This is a genomic window from Streptomyces sp. NBC_01707 (genome assembly GCF_041438805.1).
Classification (GTDB): Bacteria; Actinomycetota; Actinomycetes; order Streptomycetales; family Streptomycetaceae; genus Streptomyces.
The window spans coordinates 6,827,200-6,846,245 of record NZ_CP109190.1 but is presented as its reverse complement, the minus strand read 5'-3'; the positions used below and the strand labels follow the sequence as shown (position 1 = coordinate 6,846,245).

Here is a 19,046-nt window from a genome sequence, read left to right as displayed (position 1 = left end):
CGACCAGCTCCCGCAACGCCTTCGCGTACATTTCCCATCCCTCGACTCCACTTCACCTGTTTCCCGTCGCGCGACTGGGTGGTGCCCGGTGAGTGGCCGCCGGAGGCAACTCCTGAGCCATGACTGGTTGAATCCGGAAGATCCTTCCGCGCGACATCCACGAGGAGAACGCGCAAGGTGTTAGGGCGGGGGGTTCAACCTGGAGTACACGGAGTTGCTTCTGCCGGTCCCACCCCCTACGTCAGCGTCACGCCGGAGCCGCGGTGGATACGGCCCGCCGCTCACGTCGGCACGCGACTGGGATCGCAAGCACAGTGTCGAAAAGGAGAAGACCATGAGAGGAAAGATCGCCCTGAGTGCCGCCGCGACAGTTGCGCTTGTCGGAGGGATGGCCGCGATCACCGTCGAGCCCGCTTCCGCTGCCCCGAACCAGAATTGTCGGGTGGTAGCAAGTAGCCTGACCGGAGAGAACTTCGCCCCCAATGGGACGTTCGCACTCTCGCCTACCGGGACGATGGTGCGCTCTTCCTCCGACGGCCGCATCGGACCGACCTCCGTTACGGGAACGGGCAACTTCTCCGTAGGTTCCACGGCCTGCACCGGCGCGGCAGCGGCAACGACAGCGGCAGCGAGCAAGACAGCTACAGCCGCCGCCACAGCCGCCGGGACGAATGCGGCACAAGCGGCGATACGTAGAGGCGCCTCCCCGCAAGCTGCGAAGGCACAAGGCATAGCAGTGGCACAAAGCACGGCGAGGAGCCTTGGGTTGCCGCAGACGCTGATAACCCAGGTCGTCAATCAGACAACCACCAACATGACCCAGATCCAGAATTCCAGCGTCATCAATGCCCCCGTCACGACGACGGGCACGCCCACCACGACGACGGGCACGCCGACCACGACCACAGGCACCCCGACCACGACGACGGGCACGCCGACCACCACGACAGGCACCCCGACCACGACGACGGGCACGCCCACCACGACCACGGGCACGCCCACCACCACAACGGGCACGCCCACCACGACCACCGGTACGCCCACCACCACCACGGGCACGCCCACCACCACCACGGGCACGCCCACCACCACAACGGGCACGCCCACCACCACAACGGGCACGCCCACCACGACCACGGGCACCCCGACCACTACGACGGGCACCCCGACCACCACCACGGGCACCCCGACCACCACCACGGGCACCCCGACCACCACCACGGGCACCCCGACCACCACCACGGGCACCCCGACCACCACCACGGGCACCCCGACCACGACCACCGGTACGCCCACCACCACAACGGGCACGCCGACCACGACCACGGAAACCCCGACCACCACCACAGGCCTCCCCGCCACCAACCAGTGATGGAGCAGGAGCCGTGTGGACACTCCGCTGGCTTCCTGCGCCCGTAGTCGATCGTGATCCTCGATCGGTCATGAGCCCTCATCGATCTCTTGATGAGGGCTCATGCGCCTGGATGGTCAGGATTGACCGTGGTTGACCGCACGATGTGGCACAGCTGTGGCACGCGAGCGGTTCGCCCCAAAGTGATATGACGGGGAACCACGGTGTCTGACGGACAGCACGTGGCGACAGTTCGGAAGACCCCTTACGTGACGCGCCATTGACCTGGAAGAGGGCTGACCTGCTCGGTCCTGGCTGATTCCCCGTAAGCTTCCCTTGTCTCCCCCTGGGATGCCGCTTTGCCGGGCATGCAGCGGGCACGACTCAGCGCTTCAGGGCCCTGTAGCGCTTGAGGAGAGCCGTGATCTTCCCGTAGTCGGCCGTGCCGTTCAGTTCGGCGAGGAGATCATCAGGGCAGAGTTCGTAGTGGTCGCCCCACCACCGGCGCCCCTTGTTGTCCCAGATGCGGTACCCACCCGGGACCCCTCTGGCCACGTACCGTCTCCGACTCACGCCGCGCTCCCCCTGTGCTGCCCTTCTTGCCGGCACGGTACATGTACCTGCCCGATTCCTCTCGGCAGGGAGCGCAGGGCCCGGCAGTGAGCCGGGGAGCGCGCGACCAGCGGAGCAAGGAGCCCTGAGCCCGTAGGGACGATCTCTACTCACCCAGCCCACCGCCACCCGGTACGCCTCAGGGACTGCCGTCAACTTCCACCGTCAACTCCCTCGCAGCGGCTCACCGCGTGGGCGTTCCGGCTGGTGGGCGCGGACGGTTTCGAACCGCCGACATCTGGTCTGCAAGCCTGGCGCCGACCGCTGGACGGGCTTGGCGGGTCCGTCCACAGCCGCACAACAGCGCCAAACTTGCCGTCACTTGTCTGTACTGCCCCACACCCCCATCGACCGTGACCGATCGCTCGATCCGGCACGGTTCCGGCACCGGCACGCGCGGCGCCACCACCCAGGGACTCACGAGACGGCCGGCCGCCGGGCTGCCCATCGATGCGAACTACGGGCGGGAGGGTCGCGGAGGTCTGCTGGGCTGGTCGAGAGCTGCGAGGATCACGGACGGCTGTTGCTGACCGGCACGGTTGCTGTACTTCACACGGCTCGTCGGTGTGTTGTCCGGGCGGGCGTGTCGCACGTGGGGCGCGTTGACCTGCCCACCGCATATTTTTTGCGTGCACACAGGCATAGCGGGGGCCCGCCGCAGACGTCATCAGGGACAGCAAGCCCGCCGAGGAAGATCCCAGAACAACAAGAGAAGGTGACGATGGATGCCGAGGGCCATGAAAACTTCCGGGAGTTCGTGGAGAACAGGTCGACCGCGCTGCTGAAGACCGCCGTCCTGCTCAACGGCGGCGACCGGCACGCGGCCGAGGACCTGCTGCAGAACGCACTGATCAAGGCCGCGGGCCGCTGGCACCGCATCGACGAGCCCGAGGCGTACGTACGGCAGATCCTTTACCGGCAGCAGGTGAATCGCTGGCGGCTGAAGTGGCCGCGGCGCGAACTGAGCGTCCCCGAGCCGCTGGAGAACCCCGCCGCGCACCACGGCGCTGACGACGGCCCTGGCGCGGCCGACCTGCGCATCGTCATGCGCGCCGCACTGGCCCGGCTCACCGCCCGTCAGCGCACCGTCCTCGTCCTGCGCTACTTCGAGGACCTGCCCGAGGCCGACGTCGCCCGTCTCCTCGGCTGCTCGGTCGGCACGGTGCGGTCCACCACGCACCGGTCTCTCGCCCGGCTGCGGCGCCTTGCCCCCGAACTGGCCGCGCTCGGCCCCGCGGACGCCGAACAGCAGCCGTCCCGTGACTTCTCGCCTGTGGAGGTACGTCCGTGAACGCCGACGAGCTGGTGCGCGCCTCGCTGCGCGAACAGGCCGCCGAACAGCCGGCACTGGGGCCGGGCTTCGCCGAGCGGGTGCTGACGGTCCGACGGCGTCGTCGGACCCGTGCGCTCGCGTCCGCCGCCGCGGCCGCCGCCGCCGTGGTCGCCGTCGCCGTGGCGGTCCCGCTCCTGGGCTCCGGCAAGAACGACGCGCACCTCGCGAGCGAGATGAACCCGAGCGACATCGTCGCCCACCCGGACCAGACACCGCCGCGCGACCTGATCGCGGCGGGGGACGTCGCGCTGGCCGCCTACTACACCTGGAGCAACGTCAAGCAGACGGACGACCGCGCCGTCGCCGTCCGCAACTACCTTCTTCTCGACCAGAAGACGGGCAAGTACGCGAAGGCGACCAAATGGTCCTTCATCGACGTCGCTCCGGGCATGCGGACCGCCGCCGTCCTGGAAAAGGACCTGCCCGCCAAACGGATCGGCCTGCTCAACCTGCTCACCGGCGAGGTCGAGCGCTGGATCCCGGTCGACCGCGGCGTCGCGGGCGTCGAGTTCTCGCCCGATGGCAGCAAGCTCGTCGCGACGACGTACAGCAAGAACCCCGACCTGCGGTACAAGGCGGACTACGACAGCGACGGCGACGGCAAGAAGAACGACTGGATGCCGCAGTACGGTCAGTCGAACCGGACCGGCTTCTACGTCCTCGACGTGGACTCCGGCAAAGGCTCCTGGAACGAGGTCACGTACAACAGCGACGACCTCAACGTCCGCCAGGACTTCGCCTTCAGCCACGACGGCAAGCTGGTCTACTCCGGACTCACGACGGATCCCCAGATGCAGTACTACGACTTCGAGGGCAACGAGGTCTCCAAGCCCGCGAACGAGGAGTACGTGCACTGGTTCGACGACGCGGGGCTGTCCCCGGACGGCAAGCTCGTCGCGGGCGGCTACGCAGGCAACAACAAGAAGTCCGCATCCGAGCTCCTCGACCCCAACACCGGCGAGCGGGTCACCAAGGTGAACGGGCAGCAGCTGCTCGCCTGGGTCGACGACAAGCGGCTCATCGCCTGGGACATCGCACCGGGCTCTAACGAGTTCCACAACCGGCTCGTGCTCGTCACGATCGGCAGCGACAAGGTCGTACCGCTGAGCGGTTTCCGTAAGGGAAACGACGGTGCGACCGGGCGCTGGACGCCGCTCTTCGCCGAACGCTGATCAGGCGGCCACCAGCCGCTCGTACGTCGCCAACATCCCGTCGGCCACCTCCCGACCGGCGGGCCACAGCGGTGCGCTGGATCGGGCACGCGGGCAGCCCGAGCGACCCGAGCAGCGCCCCCGGCGGACTCGAACCTGCGATGGCCCGCTTCAGAGCTGCTGCTGTCCCCCGTGGTGTTCTCGGGGGCCCGATCCAGCACACGTACGGCACCCAGCAGGGGACGGGCATATCGCGACCCTACGAAAGGCGAACGTAGAGTGCTCCGCCAATCGGCCAACCCACGGACCCGCCGGCGCGGTGGTCCCTGATGCCGATCCAAAGTAGGAGGGCGGACAGGGGCAGCACTGCCCAGTCGAGGGCTCTACTCAATCTCACGGTAATCGAAGGCTCGATCACAGCCTGATCCTGGCAGGCGCTTGCCCCCACCGGATACGAGCGCACTTCAGGCGTAGCCCCACTGGCGACCGGTGCACCCGTTCGGAAGACGCCGTGTGCGGGCGACGGCTGACCTGCGACGTCCCTGACCTGGGCAGGACCGATCCGCGTGAGTCCCTGCTGCGTCCCGCCGGAACGGGCACTACCTCGCGCAGTGCAGCAACCACGGTGTGGGCCTTCGTGGGAGCCGTTCTCATCGTGCTGGCGGTGGACTGGTACATCCGGATGAATCTCACCTGAGGCGCGATCCAAATTTTTCGGAGTTCGGCGGTCCGGGGATGTCGAGAACGTGCCACCGGCTCCGTCCCAGGGGCATCGGCGGCCACCACCGGCCGCACGAGAAAGAAGGAGAGACCGGCATGGCGATTCAGCGGATGGACAACGTCGGCATCGTCGTCGAGGACATGGATGCCGCCATCGCGTTCTTCGTGGAACTCGGTATGGAGCTGGAGGGCAGGGCGGAGGTCGAGGGTCTCTTCGCCGACCGGTGCACCGGACTCGACGGCGTCCACTGTGACATCGCGATGGTCCGGACCCCGGACGGTCACAGCCGGCTCGAGCTGGCGAAGTACCGCAGCCCCGCGGTGATCAGCGCCGGGCCGCGCAACCGGCCTCACAACATTCTGGGCACGCACCGCGTCATGTTCGCCGTCGACGACATCGAGGACACGGTTGCCCGCCTGCGCCCTCACGGCGCCGAACTCGTCGGCGAGATCGCCCGGTTCGAGGACAGCTATCTGCTCTGCTACATCCGCGGCCCGGAGGGCATCATCGTCGGACTGGCCGAGCAACTGCGCTGAGAAGGAGGAACCGAACCATGCACGATGCCCGGCACGGCTGCGCGACCTTGCTCACCGCCGCCGGCGTCGCCCCCCGCGTCGTGATGGACATCCTCGGGCACAGCCAGATCGCCGTCACGATGAACATCTACGCCCACGTCGTCCAGGACACACAGCGCGAGGCCGTGGGTCACCTGGACCGCATGCTCAAGCGGCGCCCCGGCCGTGAGCGACCGCCCCAACCGAGGCACTCCTAGTCCCGGGAGCCTTGCCAGTCCAGGCAGACCACGGTGGCGTCGTCATGCAGGACACCTTGCTGGGCACACAGGACGGCCTGGGTAAGCGTGTGAACGGCCTCGCGAGGGTGCAGGTCGCGGGTGCCCTCAATCAGAGCCGGAAGGTCCTCGGCTGCGGCGTTGCGCTCGAGCATGCCATCGGTAACCAGGATGAGGCGGTCACCTGATCGCAGTTGGAGCGACTGGACGCGGTGCGGGTGCGACAAAGGGGCACCGAAGGGCGGATCGATCTCGGGAACGATTCGCTCGAGACGTCCCTCGCGCAGAAGCCAGGGCCAGGGGTGACCAGCATTGACGAAGCCGACGCTTCCCGTCTGCAGATCGATGCGCAAGAGCTGGCCGGTGACCAAGGGGCCATGCAGGCCGTGGTCGAGCAAGGCCTGATGAGCCTGATGGGCCTGGTCGGCCAGGTCTGCTCCTCCGCGCCGCGCGCTGCGCAGCGCGCCAACAAGCAGAGTGGCGATGAGAGCGGCATGGACATCGTGGCCCATGGCGTCGGTGATGGACACATGCAACGTGCGGCGGTCGAGGGAGTGATCGAAGGTGTCACCGGCGATCTCTTCGGTCGGGATCAGCTCCCCGGAGACCGTGAACTGCGGTGCTTCACAAGTGAGGCTGTCGGGAAGGAGAGTGTTCTGGATCTCAGCGGCCAGGTTCATGGGGAGGGTTCGGCGGCCCCACTGGTACAGGTCGGTGAAGCGGCGGTTGGCGATGAGGATGTAGGCCAGGGCATGGGCCGATTCGACGATCGTCTGCACAGTTGCAGGTTCGGGGGCATGTGGGAGGAGGACTTCAAGAAGCCCGATGGCATCCCCCCGGTTGGTCACCGGGGCAACGATCTGGAACTGCCCGTCGGGGAGCCCGCCTCGGCGGACGGACACCCGCTGTTCGCGAAGTACCTGCCCGTAGACGGTGCCGGGCAACTTGATGCGCTCCCGCTCCTCACCTGCGTCGGCGTTGCTCAGGCGTACAACGGCGTTGCCGGTGAAGTCAGTGATCAAAAAGGAGACGCACCGGGCCTCCAGACGCCTCGCCAGCTCGAACGCGATCACCTCAGCCGACTCGACAGGCATCCGGCCCTCTGCCGCAGCGAGCAGTCCGGCCAGCCCCGCAGACCTTTCAGTCATCTCCGGTTCCTCTCGCCGGATCCGCTCAAAGATCCACTCTCACGACAGCACCGACGAGCTGCACCCGTGACCGACGCAATACAGGGTGACCTGGCCAGAGAGTGCAAGGCCCCATTACGCCACCAGCGGCATGTCACACACCGTCGTCCAGCGTGCAGCAAAGCGACCACGCGGTGGCGTCCCGACCGTGAGCGACCGCACCCGTTGATGTCAAAAGTAGATGTCAAAGGCCCCCAACCATGATCGGTTGGGGGCCTTTGCACTGGTGGGCGCGGACGGTTTCGAACCGCCGACATCTGCTTTGTAAGCGCGGCACCGACCATCGCGGCGTCGCTGCTGGTCACCACACGTATGGCTGTGCTGCCCGGCAGCCATGCGACCGCACTGTCATTCGCTCCCGTTGTCCGTGACTGACCGCTCTATCTGGCACGGATCTGGCACGCACGCCTCTGCTGACACCTGCAAGGATCGCAAACATGCTCACCATCGACGTCGGTACTGCGACCGACGAGCGCGAATTGCATGCAGTACTTGCGCAGGCACTCCGCTTCCCTGGTTTTTACGGTCTCAACTGGGCCGCCTTCTGGGATGCGATCACCGGCTTGGTCCAGATCCCAGACCATCTACGCTTCGAAGGCTGGAACCAGCTCAGCACCCGTGTCCCGCACGGAGCCACCATGCTCCGACAGGCACTAGACCGGTATCAGCAGCAGTACCGGCCGCAGTTCCTCGCCGAATACGCGTAGAGCACCGTAAGCCCCTCGATGCGAACTATCGGCACGACGGTCACTGAGGTCTGCCGGCCTGGCAACACGGGCTGTAGGGATCAGCCACGGTTGCTGGTAGTCGGTGTGGTTGCTGTACTTCTCTGCTGTACTGCTGGCCCTGGGACCGACGGATACGGGACGGTGGAACGGTGAGCGTGGGCAGTCGCGGAGTGCTGGCAGTCGTAGGCGCGGCAGCCGATGGAATCGAGATCCTGCGCGCCGGACTGGTCGAGCCAGCCGTCGCCCTCGGCTGGCAGGTAGCCGTGACCCTGACGCCGAATGCCGGCCGATGGCTGAGGGCGAACGGCGAGCTGGACCGACTGGAGGCACTGACCGGCCTACCGGTGCGGGACACACCTCGTCTGCCGACTGAGCCCCGCGCCCACCCGGTCGCCGACTGCTATGTCGTCGCCCCCGCGAGTGCGAACTTCATCGCCAAGCTCGCGACGGGCATCGCCGACAACCAAGCCCTGACGCAGGTGAGCGAGGCGCTCGGCACGACCGGCGTCCCCGTCGTGGTGTTCCCCCGGGTCAACGCAGCTCACGCAAGGCATCCGGCATGGCAGGGGCACATCGATGCGCTGCGGAAGGCGGACGTTGATCTTGTCTACGGTCCTGACGTCTGGCCACTGTACGAACCTCGCGAGGGCCCAGAAGTTCGAGAGCTGCCCTGGACCACGATCATGGAGTCCATCCAGAAGGTAGCGACCGGTGCTTCGCGCCGGTTTGCGGTGTGATCATGCCGTGCAGGTACGGCGAGCGCTTGCCAGGGCCTGCCGGTCATGAGCAGTCGAAGCCGGTGAAGACAGAAGGTACTAGGGCGCGTCCATCTGAACGGAGGCACTGCATGCACATCCGTTCGTCACATAGAGTGCTGGCGTCACTCCGAACGCCTCTGGAGCTGCATGCCTCCGATACCGCCATTCGATCCGGACACCCTCTGTCCGCCGCCTGGTCGCTATCCCCTGACCTGGGACGAAGTCGAGAGCCGCTTGGTGCGGGCACCGGAGTTTCTGCAGTCCGGGACCCGCTCCGACTTGTGGGATGAGCTGCAGTTTCATCGCGCGCAGGCTGAATGCCTGTTTGGCGAGGTGAGACGTATCTGGCTGGCAGGAAGCTTCGTAAGCGGCAAACTAGACCCCAGCGACGTAGACCTTACTTATCTGATTGGCGCTGACGCCTTCGGGGCAGTCACGGAAGCAGATGACCTCGCCAACCTTGCCAACCTCACGGACCGGGAGTGGTGTGTGAAGCACGAGATGCGGATCGACGCCTACTTCCTGCCCCTGCCAGCCACAGTGGCGTTTGAGGACCTGGGCATCACTGGCGCGATGGCACCGGGAGACGCTGACGTCTTCCAATCACTCGGGCTGTACGACGAGATCTGGCAGCGGTGTCGCGACTCTCGCGAGCAGCGTCGAGGGTACGTGGAGGTGACACTATGACCGCAAAGCACCAGTTCCCTGACATCGCAGACAAAGCAGCTTTGCGCGCATGGATGGCAGCACGCCGAACTGAAACGCCCCATAAGCCAGCACCTCGCACCCTGGCAGAGTTTCGGTCGAATCAGCTCAAAAAACTTGCACGCACACTGCAAGGTGATTCCGATTCCCTTGACGCGACACAAGAGAGGGATCGACCCGTTCTAAAATTCGCACTGGATGGAAAAACAGTGCGCAATCATCATGCCGAAGCCTCTGTGCTTGGCGACTGGCTACACACATTGCAGACAGCTGTTCAATCAGTCGCCTACGCCCTCGACGATCTACGCCAGAGGCGAGAAGCGGGACCCGTACCAGGAGAAATTAAGCGCGCCACACGGCTATTCTCCGGCCCAGTATTCGCTTCGTCTTACGGAATGGTTCTACAAGGCGCTCCAGATCTAGGACAGGCCGAACTCCCCGGAAGTGGGACAGAAGCACTGCTAGATAAGGCTATCAATCGCATTTTCGACGTCACCGATCGCGCCAGCAAGGAATCTGACGCAGAAGAGGCCATCCTAGACGCCGTGCTACCACTAGGCCGACGTGCGATTAAGCAGCTATCCGACCTTTCTCACATTCTGGCGTCAACTGGTACCGATGTTACGCTGACCTGGGAGTCCAAGAGCACTACCCACAGAACGTCGACCTTTACTTCAGCCAGCGCCGCTCGCTGCCGGAGGACACTGCAAGACGCGAAAATTGAGGACGCCAGCGAACGACTAATCGGATTGCTCGTTGGTGGCAGCAAGTTGCGCGGATTCATCGAGCTCGAGCTCGAAGGCAAGGGGCTCATTGTCGTCCGAACCGCTAAGGACGATGTGACAGGAATTCTCGCAGCGCATACGGAGAAGGAAGTAGAGGCTGATGTACATGTCCTCATCGCACGTTCTCCTGGCGGACGCGAGCAACGCAGCTATGTACTGATCGACCTGCAAGACAGGAGATCGGGCACCTCTAACGGTTAGCCCTCATGGCTCGTGCCAGGTTTCCCGGCACACGGTCGGCATCGCCCAGCACAATGCGCAGGTCTCGTAGGCACCCCCGTGTGCGCGAAGGGGCCGCATGAGGGCCAGTCCATTGCCATACCTGCCCCGTAGGCAGGCCGGCGAAGGCACCACCAAGCTGGCGGACCTCGCACTGATCTGCTCCAACTGTCACCGCATGAGACAGACCGGGAATCGAGAAGCAGGCTTGCCTGGACCACGCTCGGGGGCCACGGCCTCTGGCATATGACGGTTTTACAGACCGTGCAGGCCACCGCCTCTGAGCTACAATTTCCTGCCCGCCCAAGCCTGTTGCCCCCACAGCCGTCCCGCACGGCATTGATGCCTCACGTCCGCGCGCGAGCGGCGCGCCGGTCCGGGCCTAGCTAGCGGCAGCAGCTTTACAGGGGGCTCCCTCTCACCTGCAGCTTCTCCATTGCTGGACACCCCTGGGGCACAGCTGGGGGAAGGGGCTCCGACAACATCGCTTTAGGCAGCGAGTGAGAGTAGATGGCCGGCCAGCGTTCTGAGCCCTGTGACGCTTGCCTCGACGACGACCCTGCCACCAAGGTTCTGGAAGTCGATACGGGTGCCCTCCTCCCAGGTGAAGACCTACGCGACCCCACCGGGCACAGTCGTGACTTGGGTGCTCTCGGCTGAGTGCTGCTGGATTCGTAGGCCATGCAGACCATCATCCCGCTTCGCGCACACGCGGCTCCGGAGGGCGCTTGCATCCCGCGCATTACAGCAGGTCAACGTCCTGTAGCTGGATCAACCGCGGTCGTGGTCCACGAATAGGCCGCGAACTCGATGGCGGCCTCAAGTGTGCGACCTGCACCGCTGCCCCCATCGCGCGCTCTTGCGGAGCTCGGGGCTCGCGACGGTTCCACACCGTTCCGGTCATTCCATGGGGGACTGACCAGTAAAGTTCTATCGGTTTCTGGGGTGAACTTTGCGGCTCGTACTCGTGGGCCGCTGACTGGATGGGGTGCGAACCGCATGGCTGCAACCACTACGACCGTGCACGACGTACTCAGGGCCATCCGTGACAGCGCCACCGTGAACCGGGACCGAGGGACTCGCTTTGAGGAGCTCATGGTCCAGTACCTCAGCACTGATCCGCAGTGGACTGAGCAGTTCACCCGGGTGTGGATGTGGGCCGACTGGCCGGGCGCGGAACGGGACAAGCGGGACACCGGCATCGACCTGGTGGCACAGGACCGAGAGACTGGCGGTTTCTGTGCCATCCAGTGCAAGTTCTACGAGCCGCATCACACGGTCCGTAAAGAGGACATCGACTCCTTCTTTACGGCCTCCGGCAAGGGTGCCTTCACCCGTCGGATGATCATCTCCACCACGGACAAGTGGAGTGTCCACGCGGAGGAGGCGCTGAACGACCAGCAGATCCTCGTCACCCGGATAGGACTGTCCGACATCGCGGACAGCGCTGTCGAGTGGCACCTGCCCGCAGTCGGCGTCGACCACGAAATCCAGATGACGCTGCGGGACAAGAAGAGCCGCCGCCCCCACCAGGAGGCGGCGATCGACGACGTCTTTGCTGGCTTGGCCGAGCGTGATCGCGGCAAGCTCATCATGGCCTGCGGCACCGGCAAGACCTTCACCAGCCTGAAGATCGCTGAACGGCTTCAGCAGGAACGGGCCGAGGCTGGGCATGGCGAGCACACCACTGTCCTCTTCCTGGTCCCCTCCATCGCCCTGCTTTCGCAGTCGCTGCGTGAGTGGTCGTACGAGGCTGAGGTCCCGCTGCGTCCCTTTGCCGTCTGCTCCGACGCCCAGGTCGGCAAGCAGAAGGCTCAGGGCGACGACAAGGACATGTCCACCCACGACCTCGCTCTGCCGGCGACTACCAGCCCTGACCGGCTGATCGCGCAGATGGCCAGCGTCGAGGCAGCCCCTGGCCTGACCGTCGTGTTCTCGACTTACCAGTCGATCGCCACCATCTCCGCCGCTCAGAAGCAGGGTTTGCCTCGGTTCGACCTGATCCTGTGTGACGAGGCCCACCGCACTACCGGCGTCACCCTGTCTGGCAACGACGAGTCCGCGTTCGTCCGCGTCCACGACAACAGCTTCATCAGCGCCGACCGCCGTCTGTACATGACCGCCACCCCGCGCGTGTACAGCGATGACACTAAGCAGGAAGCCAAGGGCGCAGCCGCGGCCGTCGCCTCGATGGACGACGAGACCAAGTACGGTCCAGAGTTCCACCGCCTCGGCTTCGGCAAAGCTGTCCAGCAGGGACTGCTCACCGACTACAAGGTCCTCATCCTCACCATTGACGAAGACGTGGTCGCCAAGACCCTCCAGGAAGGTTTTGCCGGCGGCGACTCCGAACTGCGGATCGACGACGCAGCGAAGATCATCGGCTGTTGGAACGCACTGGCCAAGCGCACCGGCACCTTCGCCGACGGCTCCGGCTTCGGTAAGGACGAAGCACCGATGAAGCGAGCCGTCGCGTTCTCCCGCTCTATCGCCGACTCCAAGGCCATCATGGAGCGGTTCAACGAGGTCGTCGATGCGTATGACGATGCTGACGACGAAGTGCTGCACTGCGAGGTTGAACACGTCGACGGTACGTTCAACACCCTGCGACGCAACCAGCTCCTCGACTGGCTCAAGCAGGACCCTGGCCCGAACAATGCCCGCATCCTGTCCAACGCCCGCTGCCTGTCCGAAGGCGTGGATGTCCCCAGCCTCGATGCGGTGCTTTTCCTCAACCCGCGCAATTCCGTCGTAGACGTCGTCCAGTCTGTTGGCCGCGTCATGCGCGTCGCGCCGGGCAAGAACTACGGGTACATCATCTTGCCCGTCGCCGTCCCCGCCGGTGTTTCCCCGGAGAAGGCCCTTGCGGACAACCAGCGCTTTAAGACCGTCTGGCAGGTCCTCCAGGCGCTGCGCGCCCACGACGACCGCTTCAACGCGACTGTCAACCAGATCGAGCTGAACAAGAAGAAGCCCGAGATCATCGGCATCGGCCACATCGGCGCCGACGACGAGACGGTCGGTGACAAGGACGGCTCCAGCACCGAGGACAGCGCGAAGGCCGCCAGGGAGAAGGAAGCCCAGAGCGCCCAGCACGTCCAGGACGCCCTGTTCTCGATAAGCGACTGGCGGGATGCCATCTACGCCCGCATCGTCGACAAGGTCGGTGAGCGCCACTACTGGGAGGCCTGGGCCAAGGACATCGCCCAGATCGCCGACCGTCACGTCACCCGCATCAAGGCCGCCCTGAACATCCCGAACAAGCAGGCCGCCTTCCAGGAGTTCGTCGCCGAGCTGCGCGCGACCATAAACCCTGACGTCTCCGACGCCCACGCCATCGACATGCTCGCGCAGCACATCATCACCAAGCCGGTCTTTGACGCGCTCTTCAAGGACTACGCCTTCACTGACCACAACCCGGTCTCCCAGGCAATGCAGCGCATGCTCGACGTCCTCGACGACCAGGGACTCGACGCCGAGGTCAAGACGCTGGAGGACTTCTACCAATCGGTCCGAGTCCGCGCCGAGGGCATCGACAACCACGAGGGTCGCCAGCGCGTCATCGTTGAGCTGTACGACAAGTTCTTCAAGACCGCCCTGCCTAAGACGGCCGACGCGCTTGGCATCGTTTACACCCCGGTGGAGGTAGTCGACTTTATCCTGCGCTCCACTGAGCAGGCCCTGAACAAGCACCTCAGCCGGTCCCTATCCGATGAAGGCGTCCAGATCATCGACCCCTTCGTGGGCACCGGAACTTTCCCCGTCCGTCTTCTCCAGTCCGGCCTTATCCAACCCGACGATCTCCTGCGTAAGTACGCCAGTGAACTGCACGCCAACGAGATCGTGTTGCTCGCTTATTACATTGCGGCCGTCAACATCGAAGCAGCCTTCCACGACGTCGTCGGCGGTGATTATCGGCCGTTCGAGGGCATCGTTCTTGCGGACACCTTCCAACTTGCTGAGGGCACGGCTCAACTAGAGGGCATGGATGTCCTGGAGGGAAACAGCGAGCGCGCCAAACAACAACGCAAGCAGCGGATCACCGTGGTCGTTGGAAACCCGCCGTACTCGGTGGGACAGGAGAACCAGAACGACGACAACCAGAACGTGAAGTATCAGGTTCTGGACGAGCGCATCCAACAGACCTATGTCGCGCGGTCGACGGCGACGAATAAGAGGTCGCTGTACGACTCCTACATCCGTGCCATCCGGTGGGCTTCGGATCGAATCGACGGGGACGGCGTAGTTGCGTACGTTTCCAACGGTGGTTACATTGACGGTAATACGGCGGACGGGCTGCGGAAATCTCTTGTTGAGGAATTCGACGCCATTTACTGCTACAACCTCAGGGGAAATCAGCGCACCTCCGGTGAACTGTCCCGCAAGGAAGGCGGCAAGATCTTCGGTTCGGGCAGCCGCAACACCGTTGCTGTCCTAATCCTCGTCAAGGACGGCGCGCGTACGGACCGTGAATGCCAGCTGTACTATCGAGACATCGGCGACTACCTCTCGCGCGAGGAGAAGCTACGCATCGTCGGGGCGCAGGGCATCGAATCGGTGCAGTGGCAGCGGATCACCCCGAATAAGGACGGGGACTGGATCAACCAGCGCGACGAACGGTTTATAACCTTCCAGGCCGTCGGCGAGAAGGATAAGAACGCACGCGACAAGGCTGTTTTCGATCTTTATTCGAGTGGGCTCAAGTCAGGCCGTGACTCATGGATCTAGTAACTTCTCTGACGCTAAGCTCCAGGAAAACGTCGCGTCGATGGTAGATTTCTACAACGCACAGGTCGACGGATTTGCCGAGCACTGTCGAACTCAGAGGATCGCGGAACCGAAGGCGGCCGACGCCGATGATTACATCGATTTCGACCCGAAGAAGATCAGCTGGAATCGTGCTGACAAGGTGAACGTCGCGAGGGGCACGAAGTATGCCTTCGATGCCCAGCGTGTCTTCACCTCTGCTTACCGCCCTTTCGCGAAACAGTGCGTAGTCTTCGACGGCCGCCTGAACGACATGGTCTATCAGATGGCCCGGATCTTCCCGGCACCCACCTACAAGAATGTCGGTTTTTATTTGACCGGGCCGGGTGCGCCTAAGCCGTTCTCGGCGCTGATGGTCGACCAGCTCCCGGACCTCAACTTCTGGGGCGAGGGCGGTCAGTTCTTCCCCCGTTTCACGTACCGCAAGCTGGCGATCGACGGCGGCTTTGACTTCGGGGAGGACGAGGGATACGAGCGCGTCGACAACATCACCGACGCCGCCCTCGCGGGATACCGAGATGTGTACAACGATCCCACCATCACCAAGGACGACATCTTCTACTACACATACGCCCTGCTCCACTCCCCGGAGTACCGGGAGCGCTTCGCCGCCGACCTGAAGAAGTCCCTTCCTCGCATTCCCAAGGCCCAGAACTTCCACGGCTTCGCCACTGCTGGCCGTGCTCTCGCCGACCTGCACCTTAACTACGAGCAAGCCCAGCTGTATAAGGGCATTGTCGAGACGGAGACCGGCGACCCGTCTGCCACGCCGCCGAGTGAGCTGTACCGAGTCGCCAAGATGAAAATCCCGAAGGTTAAAGGCCAGCCCGACCAGTCGACGATCGTCTACAACACCCGGGTCAAGCTCACCAACATCCCGGAAGAGGCGTACCGCTACCAGATCGGCGCTCGGTCCGCGATCGAGTGGATCATCGACCGCTACCAGGTCAAGGTCGATAGGGCGTCGGAGATCGTCAACGACCCGAACGACTGGTCGGATGACCCCCGCTACATCATCGACCTGCTCAAGCGGATCGTGACGGTCAGCCTGGAGACGATGACGATCGTGGATGCGCTTCCTCCGCTCGAGATCCTCGAGTAGCGGATGAGGCGTTGAGCCATGAGATCGGTAAAGAGCCAAATCAATCTCTGAACGATCTTGAAAACCGTCGTGGCAGCGATGTCACCGTGGGTTCAAATCCCACACCCACCGCAGATGAGCGGCCCCTGACCAGGTGAATCGGTCGGGGGTCGTGCCCATGCGTGCTGTCCGTCAGGCGCCGTGGTTCCCCGTCAGTTCCCGCTCGATCGGGCACGGGAGGGGCACGGGTGCTTCTGCTCTGTAGCTCTAGCGAGATCGGTCAGCGACGGTCATCCGTCCGCTATGGGGGGCTGCGGAGAGACGGTATCGACCGAGGGCGGTTGCTGGGGTTGCGGTACCGCGCTGCTGTAGTGCTGTGCTCAGAACAGGAAAAGACGGAGCTGATCAGCGATGGGGAGGGAGCCAATCACGATGAATACCCAACCCGTCAGGACGGCTGGACCCCGGTAGCGCTTCTCGTCCTCGGGCGTGTCGTATGAACGGCCGGCGAAGAAAGTCCTGAGCCCCCTGTAGTCCTTCGCCAGCGCTACCCCAAGCGCGATGATTGGGAGGCAGAACAGAAGCAAGATCGGGAAGTCCATGCGGCCAACGTAGTCTCGGTATCACTGCCCTTGAAGAGGCCGTGTCGATAATGTCGAACAATCGCCCGGACTCCTCGGCTGACCATCCGTTGGCATTCGGCGTCGGTCGGCGCTGTCCGCACCTGTTGGTCGCTGATGTCAACTGACCGGCGGTCCCGTGACGGGTTCGCTCCTACCTCGCGTACTTGAAGATCACTGCGACGGTGGCCCCCACAGTGAAAATGGCTCCCATCCACGCCGCCATTAGTCCTACGTACCGGAAGGTCGCGTAGGTCTTGAAATAGTCAACGTTCCAGACCCCCTCGTGCGCCTTGGCCGCCGCATCCCGCCACCCCCGGTAGTCAGTAGCCAGGACGATGCCTATGAGCGACATGATCAGGGGGCCCAGGATGATCATCACGGCTGCTGTCACCTGGAAATTATGCGGCGCACAAGCACCATGGGGAAGCCAGTTGGCTTCCCCTCAACCCACCACTCTCCCAGCTCCCATCCCGTCCGCCTTCGGCCCACACACCGTGGAGCGGGCGTGGTTCAGGGCGTCAAGGTGGAGCGCGCCACTGTACGTACGACCTTGACGCCCTGGGCCGCGACTGCTCGGCTCTGCCTGGGTCGAAGGTGGTCGGGATGGGAGCCCACGACGCTCGCCACGAATCCGCCGGCACTCGCGGACGGCGCCCCGACCCATCCCGGAGTCTGAGCGCCCCCGCCGGAGGCACTGTTTGTGCCTTGCGGTTCCCTTCGTCCAGGTTCTCTCGCTCTAGTTGCGCGACCGGCGTAGCCGGGGCCCAGAGCGGGGCGGAGACAGGAGCGCAGGGCCCCGGCGGTGAGCCGGGGAGCGCGCGACGAGCGGAGCGAGGAGCCTTGAACCCGTAGAGAAGGTTTCTACTCACTCCGCCCCACGGGCTTTATCGAGCAGTAGTAGTGACGTCACTTGTCGATGTACGACCCCTGACCGGCCAAGATGAGCACATGGCCAGCGAACCCCTGCACATCCCGCTCGACCAGCTCCGGCATGCCTTCGATCTGGTGCTGCGGCACGTTGAAGCTTCGGCCGGTAACACCGTCAGACTCGAACACGACTACTTCTGGTGTGTTCCCGGCGATGAACTGTACGACGTCCCCAACGAGCCGAGAGCAGTCACGATCGGGCAGCTCTCGGAGTCGTGGCAGCACCTTGAGGGCCTGCTCGCCGACGAGGACCAGGCGGTGGCCTACCACCTGGTCTGGCTTGCCGACGTCATGCGTGCGATCGGTCATGCCACTGCCAGCTAGCCATTGCGAATGGGGAGGCGAGCCGCCACACAGGCGCACCAGCCGATGTCCCCGGTGACTACTTGCCGTCGAAAAAGGCACAAAGTGCAACGCCAGGCACCTCTAGCCCGTCAAGAATGTTCGCATGAGGACCACTTCGCAGGCTCGCTCGTTCGACTTGGCTGCCGCCAGCTACGCGGCGAACCGCCCTTCATACCCGCCCGCCTTGCTCGACGCGGTCGAGGAACTCACCGGCTGCCCCCTGAAGGGCGCCCGTGTCGCGGACGTCGGAGCCGGCACCGGACTCGCGACGACGCTCCTCCGCACCCGCGGTGCGAACGTCATCGCGGTCGAGCCCGGCCCCGGAATGGCCTCGCAGTTCCGCCTTGCCCTGCCCGACGTCCCGCTCGTGATCGGTGACGGCAACAACCTGCCACTGGCCTCCGGCTCCATCGACATCCTCACGTATGCCCAAGCCTGGCACTGGACCGATCAGCGCAAGTCCGTACCGGAAGCTCTCCGAGTCCTTCGCACCGGTGGTGCACTCGCCCTCTGGTGGAACGACTCAGACAGCACTGTTCCGTGGATTGCCGACCAGGACGCCCGCCTGCGTCGACTCTTCGGCGCCGACGACACCGCCCCCGACCCCATGGCTCGATTCCGCGGACTGCCCTCCGAACTCGACTTCGTCCATCGGCACGTGCCGTGGACCCGGAGCGTTCCTCTCGATAAGCATCTAGCCAACCTCTCCAGTTACTCCGACTTCCTCGTCCTCGGCAAGGAAGCGACCAACACGTTCCTCGTCCAGGAACGCGACCTCCTCGCCGAGGTCTTCCCGAACGGAACCGTCGAGGAGCACTACGTGGTCAGCTTGGCCGTTGCTACCCGTTGACACAGCACTGCGAAAGGCTGACGGCCTTCCCCTGACGGCGAATCCCAGTGGACCAGTTAGTCGAACTGCCGCTGGCGCAAGCGCTGTCGCTGGGTGGAGGAAGCCAATGGGGA

17 protein-coding genes are annotated in these 19,046 nt (G+C 64.4%); 12 read left to right on the top strand and 5 right to left on the bottom strand.

Translation table 11 applies throughout. From position 1 onward, the window contains the following. Window positions 1-798: 798 nt before the first annotated feature. Together OG963_RS30690 and OG963_RS30685 are read right to left on the bottom strand one after the other, a co-directional pair. On the bottom strand, window positions 799-1,344 hold the full coding sequence (locus tag OG963_RS30690) for a hypothetical protein (protein WP_327423494.1): 546 nt from the start codon (window positions 1,342-1,344) through the stop codon (window positions 799-801). A gap of 391 nt (window positions 1,345-1,735) precedes the next feature. Then, the gene (locus tag OG963_RS30685) at window positions 1,736-1,924 is read right to left on the bottom strand and encodes a hypothetical protein (protein WP_030925972.1); all 189 of its coding nucleotides are present in this window, start codon (window positions 1,922-1,924) and stop codon (window positions 1,736-1,738) included. A gap of 760 nt (window positions 1,925-2,684) precedes the next feature. Between OG963_RS30685 and OG963_RS30680 the strand changes: the two genes are divergently transcribed. The 4 genes from OG963_RS30680 to OG963_RS30665 all read left to right on the top strand — a co-directional run bounded on the left by OG963_RS30680 (window position 2,685) and on the right by OG963_RS30665 (window position 5,940). Continuing rightward, window positions 2,685-3,254, top strand: coding sequence for a SigE family RNA polymerase sigma factor (locus tag OG963_RS30680; RefSeq protein WP_093774586.1), 570 nt, complete (start codon window positions 2,685-2,687; stop codon window positions 3,252-3,254). After that, window positions 3,251-4,468, top strand: a complete 1,218-nt coding sequence (locus OG963_RS30675; RefSeq protein WP_371799687.1) for a WD40 repeat domain-containing protein — start codon at window positions 3,251-3,253, stop codon at window positions 4,466-4,468. The genes OG963_RS30680 and OG963_RS30675 overlap by 4 nt, the downstream gene beginning before the upstream one ends. Window positions 4,469-5,263: 795 nt before the next feature. Further along, the gene (locus tag OG963_RS30670; RefSeq protein ID WP_327423491.1) at window positions 5,264-5,704 is read left to right on the top strand and encodes a VOC family protein; all 441 of its coding nucleotides are present in this window, start codon (window positions 5,264-5,266) and stop codon (window positions 5,702-5,704) included. Further along, window positions 5,647-5,940, top strand: a complete 294-nt coding sequence (locus OG963_RS30665) for a tyrosine-type recombinase/integrase (protein WP_371800329.1) — start codon at window positions 5,647-5,649, stop codon at window positions 5,938-5,940. Before OG963_RS30670 ends, OG963_RS30665 begins: the two co-directional genes overlap by 58 nt. On the opposite strand, the gene OG963_RS30660 is transcribed toward OG963_RS30665, so the two are convergent. Further along, the gene (locus OG963_RS30660) at window positions 5,937-7,031 is read right to left on the bottom strand and encodes a PP2C family protein-serine/threonine phosphatase (RefSeq protein ID WP_319736329.1); all 1,095 of its coding nucleotides are present in this window, start codon (window positions 7,029-7,031) and stop codon (window positions 5,937-5,939) included. The two genes, OG963_RS30665 and OG963_RS30660, sit on opposite strands and share 4 nt — an antisense overlap. A gap of 551 nt (window positions 7,032-7,582) precedes the next feature. Between OG963_RS30660 and OG963_RS30655 the strand changes: the two genes are divergently transcribed. From OG963_RS30655 to OG963_RS30630, 6 genes are all read left to right on the top strand, one after another. Further along, entirely contained in the window at window positions 7,583-7,852 is a 270-nt protein-coding gene (locus OG963_RS30655; RefSeq protein WP_327421824.1) for a barstar family protein, read from the top strand. A gap of 170 nt (window positions 7,853-8,022) precedes the next feature. Beyond that, complete coding sequence (locus OG963_RS30650; RefSeq protein WP_371799686.1) at window positions 8,023-8,610, top strand: flavoprotein; 588 nt, start codon at window positions 8,023-8,025, stop codon at window positions 8,608-8,610. Window positions 8,611-8,778: 168 nt separating this feature from the next. Continuing rightward, entirely contained in the window at window positions 8,779-9,318 is a 540-nt protein-coding gene (locus OG963_RS30645; RefSeq protein ID WP_371799685.1) for a hypothetical protein, read from the top strand. Next, the gene (locus OG963_RS30640) at window positions 9,315-10,322 is read left to right on the top strand and encodes a hypothetical protein (protein WP_371799684.1); all 1,008 of its coding nucleotides are present in this window, start codon (window positions 9,315-9,317) and stop codon (window positions 10,320-10,322) included. The genes OG963_RS30645 and OG963_RS30640 overlap by 4 nt, the downstream gene beginning before the upstream one ends. A 1,113-nt stretch (window positions 10,323-11,435) precedes the next feature. Continuing rightward, a complete protein-coding gene (locus OG963_RS30635) occupies window positions 11,436-15,068 on the top strand; it encodes a DEAD/DEAH box helicase (RefSeq protein WP_371799683.1) in 3,633 nt (1,210 codons plus the stop codon). Then, complete coding sequence (locus OG963_RS30630; RefSeq protein ID WP_371799682.1) at window positions 15,034-16,209, top strand: type ISP restriction/modification enzyme; 1,176 nt, start codon at window positions 15,034-15,036, stop codon at window positions 16,207-16,209. The genes OG963_RS30635 and OG963_RS30630 overlap by 35 nt, the downstream gene beginning before the upstream one ends. A 359-nt stretch (window positions 16,210-16,568) precedes the next feature. Here the strand turns inward: OG963_RS30630 and OG963_RS30625 are convergent, their stop codons facing one another. Next, on the bottom strand, window positions 16,569-16,790 hold the full coding sequence (locus OG963_RS30625; protein ID WP_371799681.1) for a hypothetical protein: 222 nt from the start codon (window positions 16,788-16,790) through the stop codon (window positions 16,569-16,571). A gap of 172 nt (window positions 16,791-16,962) precedes the next feature. Further along, a complete protein-coding gene (locus tag OG963_RS30620; RefSeq protein ID WP_371799680.1) occupies window positions 16,963-17,202 on the bottom strand; it encodes a hypothetical protein in 240 nt (79 codons plus the stop codon). A gap of 557 nt (window positions 17,203-17,759) precedes the next feature. On the opposite strand from OG963_RS30620, the gene OG963_RS30615 reads away from it, so the two are divergent. Both OG963_RS30615 and OG963_RS30610 read left to right on the top strand, forming a co-directional pair. Further along, window positions 17,760-18,062: a hypothetical protein gene (locus OG963_RS30615; protein ID WP_362271940.1), complete on the top strand. Its 303-nt coding sequence runs from the start codon at window positions 17,760-17,762 to the stop codon at window positions 18,060-18,062. 124 nt (window positions 18,063-18,186) lie between these two features. After that, a complete protein-coding gene (locus tag OG963_RS30610; protein ID WP_362271938.1) occupies window positions 18,187-18,933 on the top strand; it encodes a methyltransferase domain-containing protein in 747 nt (248 codons plus the stop codon). Window positions 18,934-19,046 lie beyond the last annotated feature (113 nt).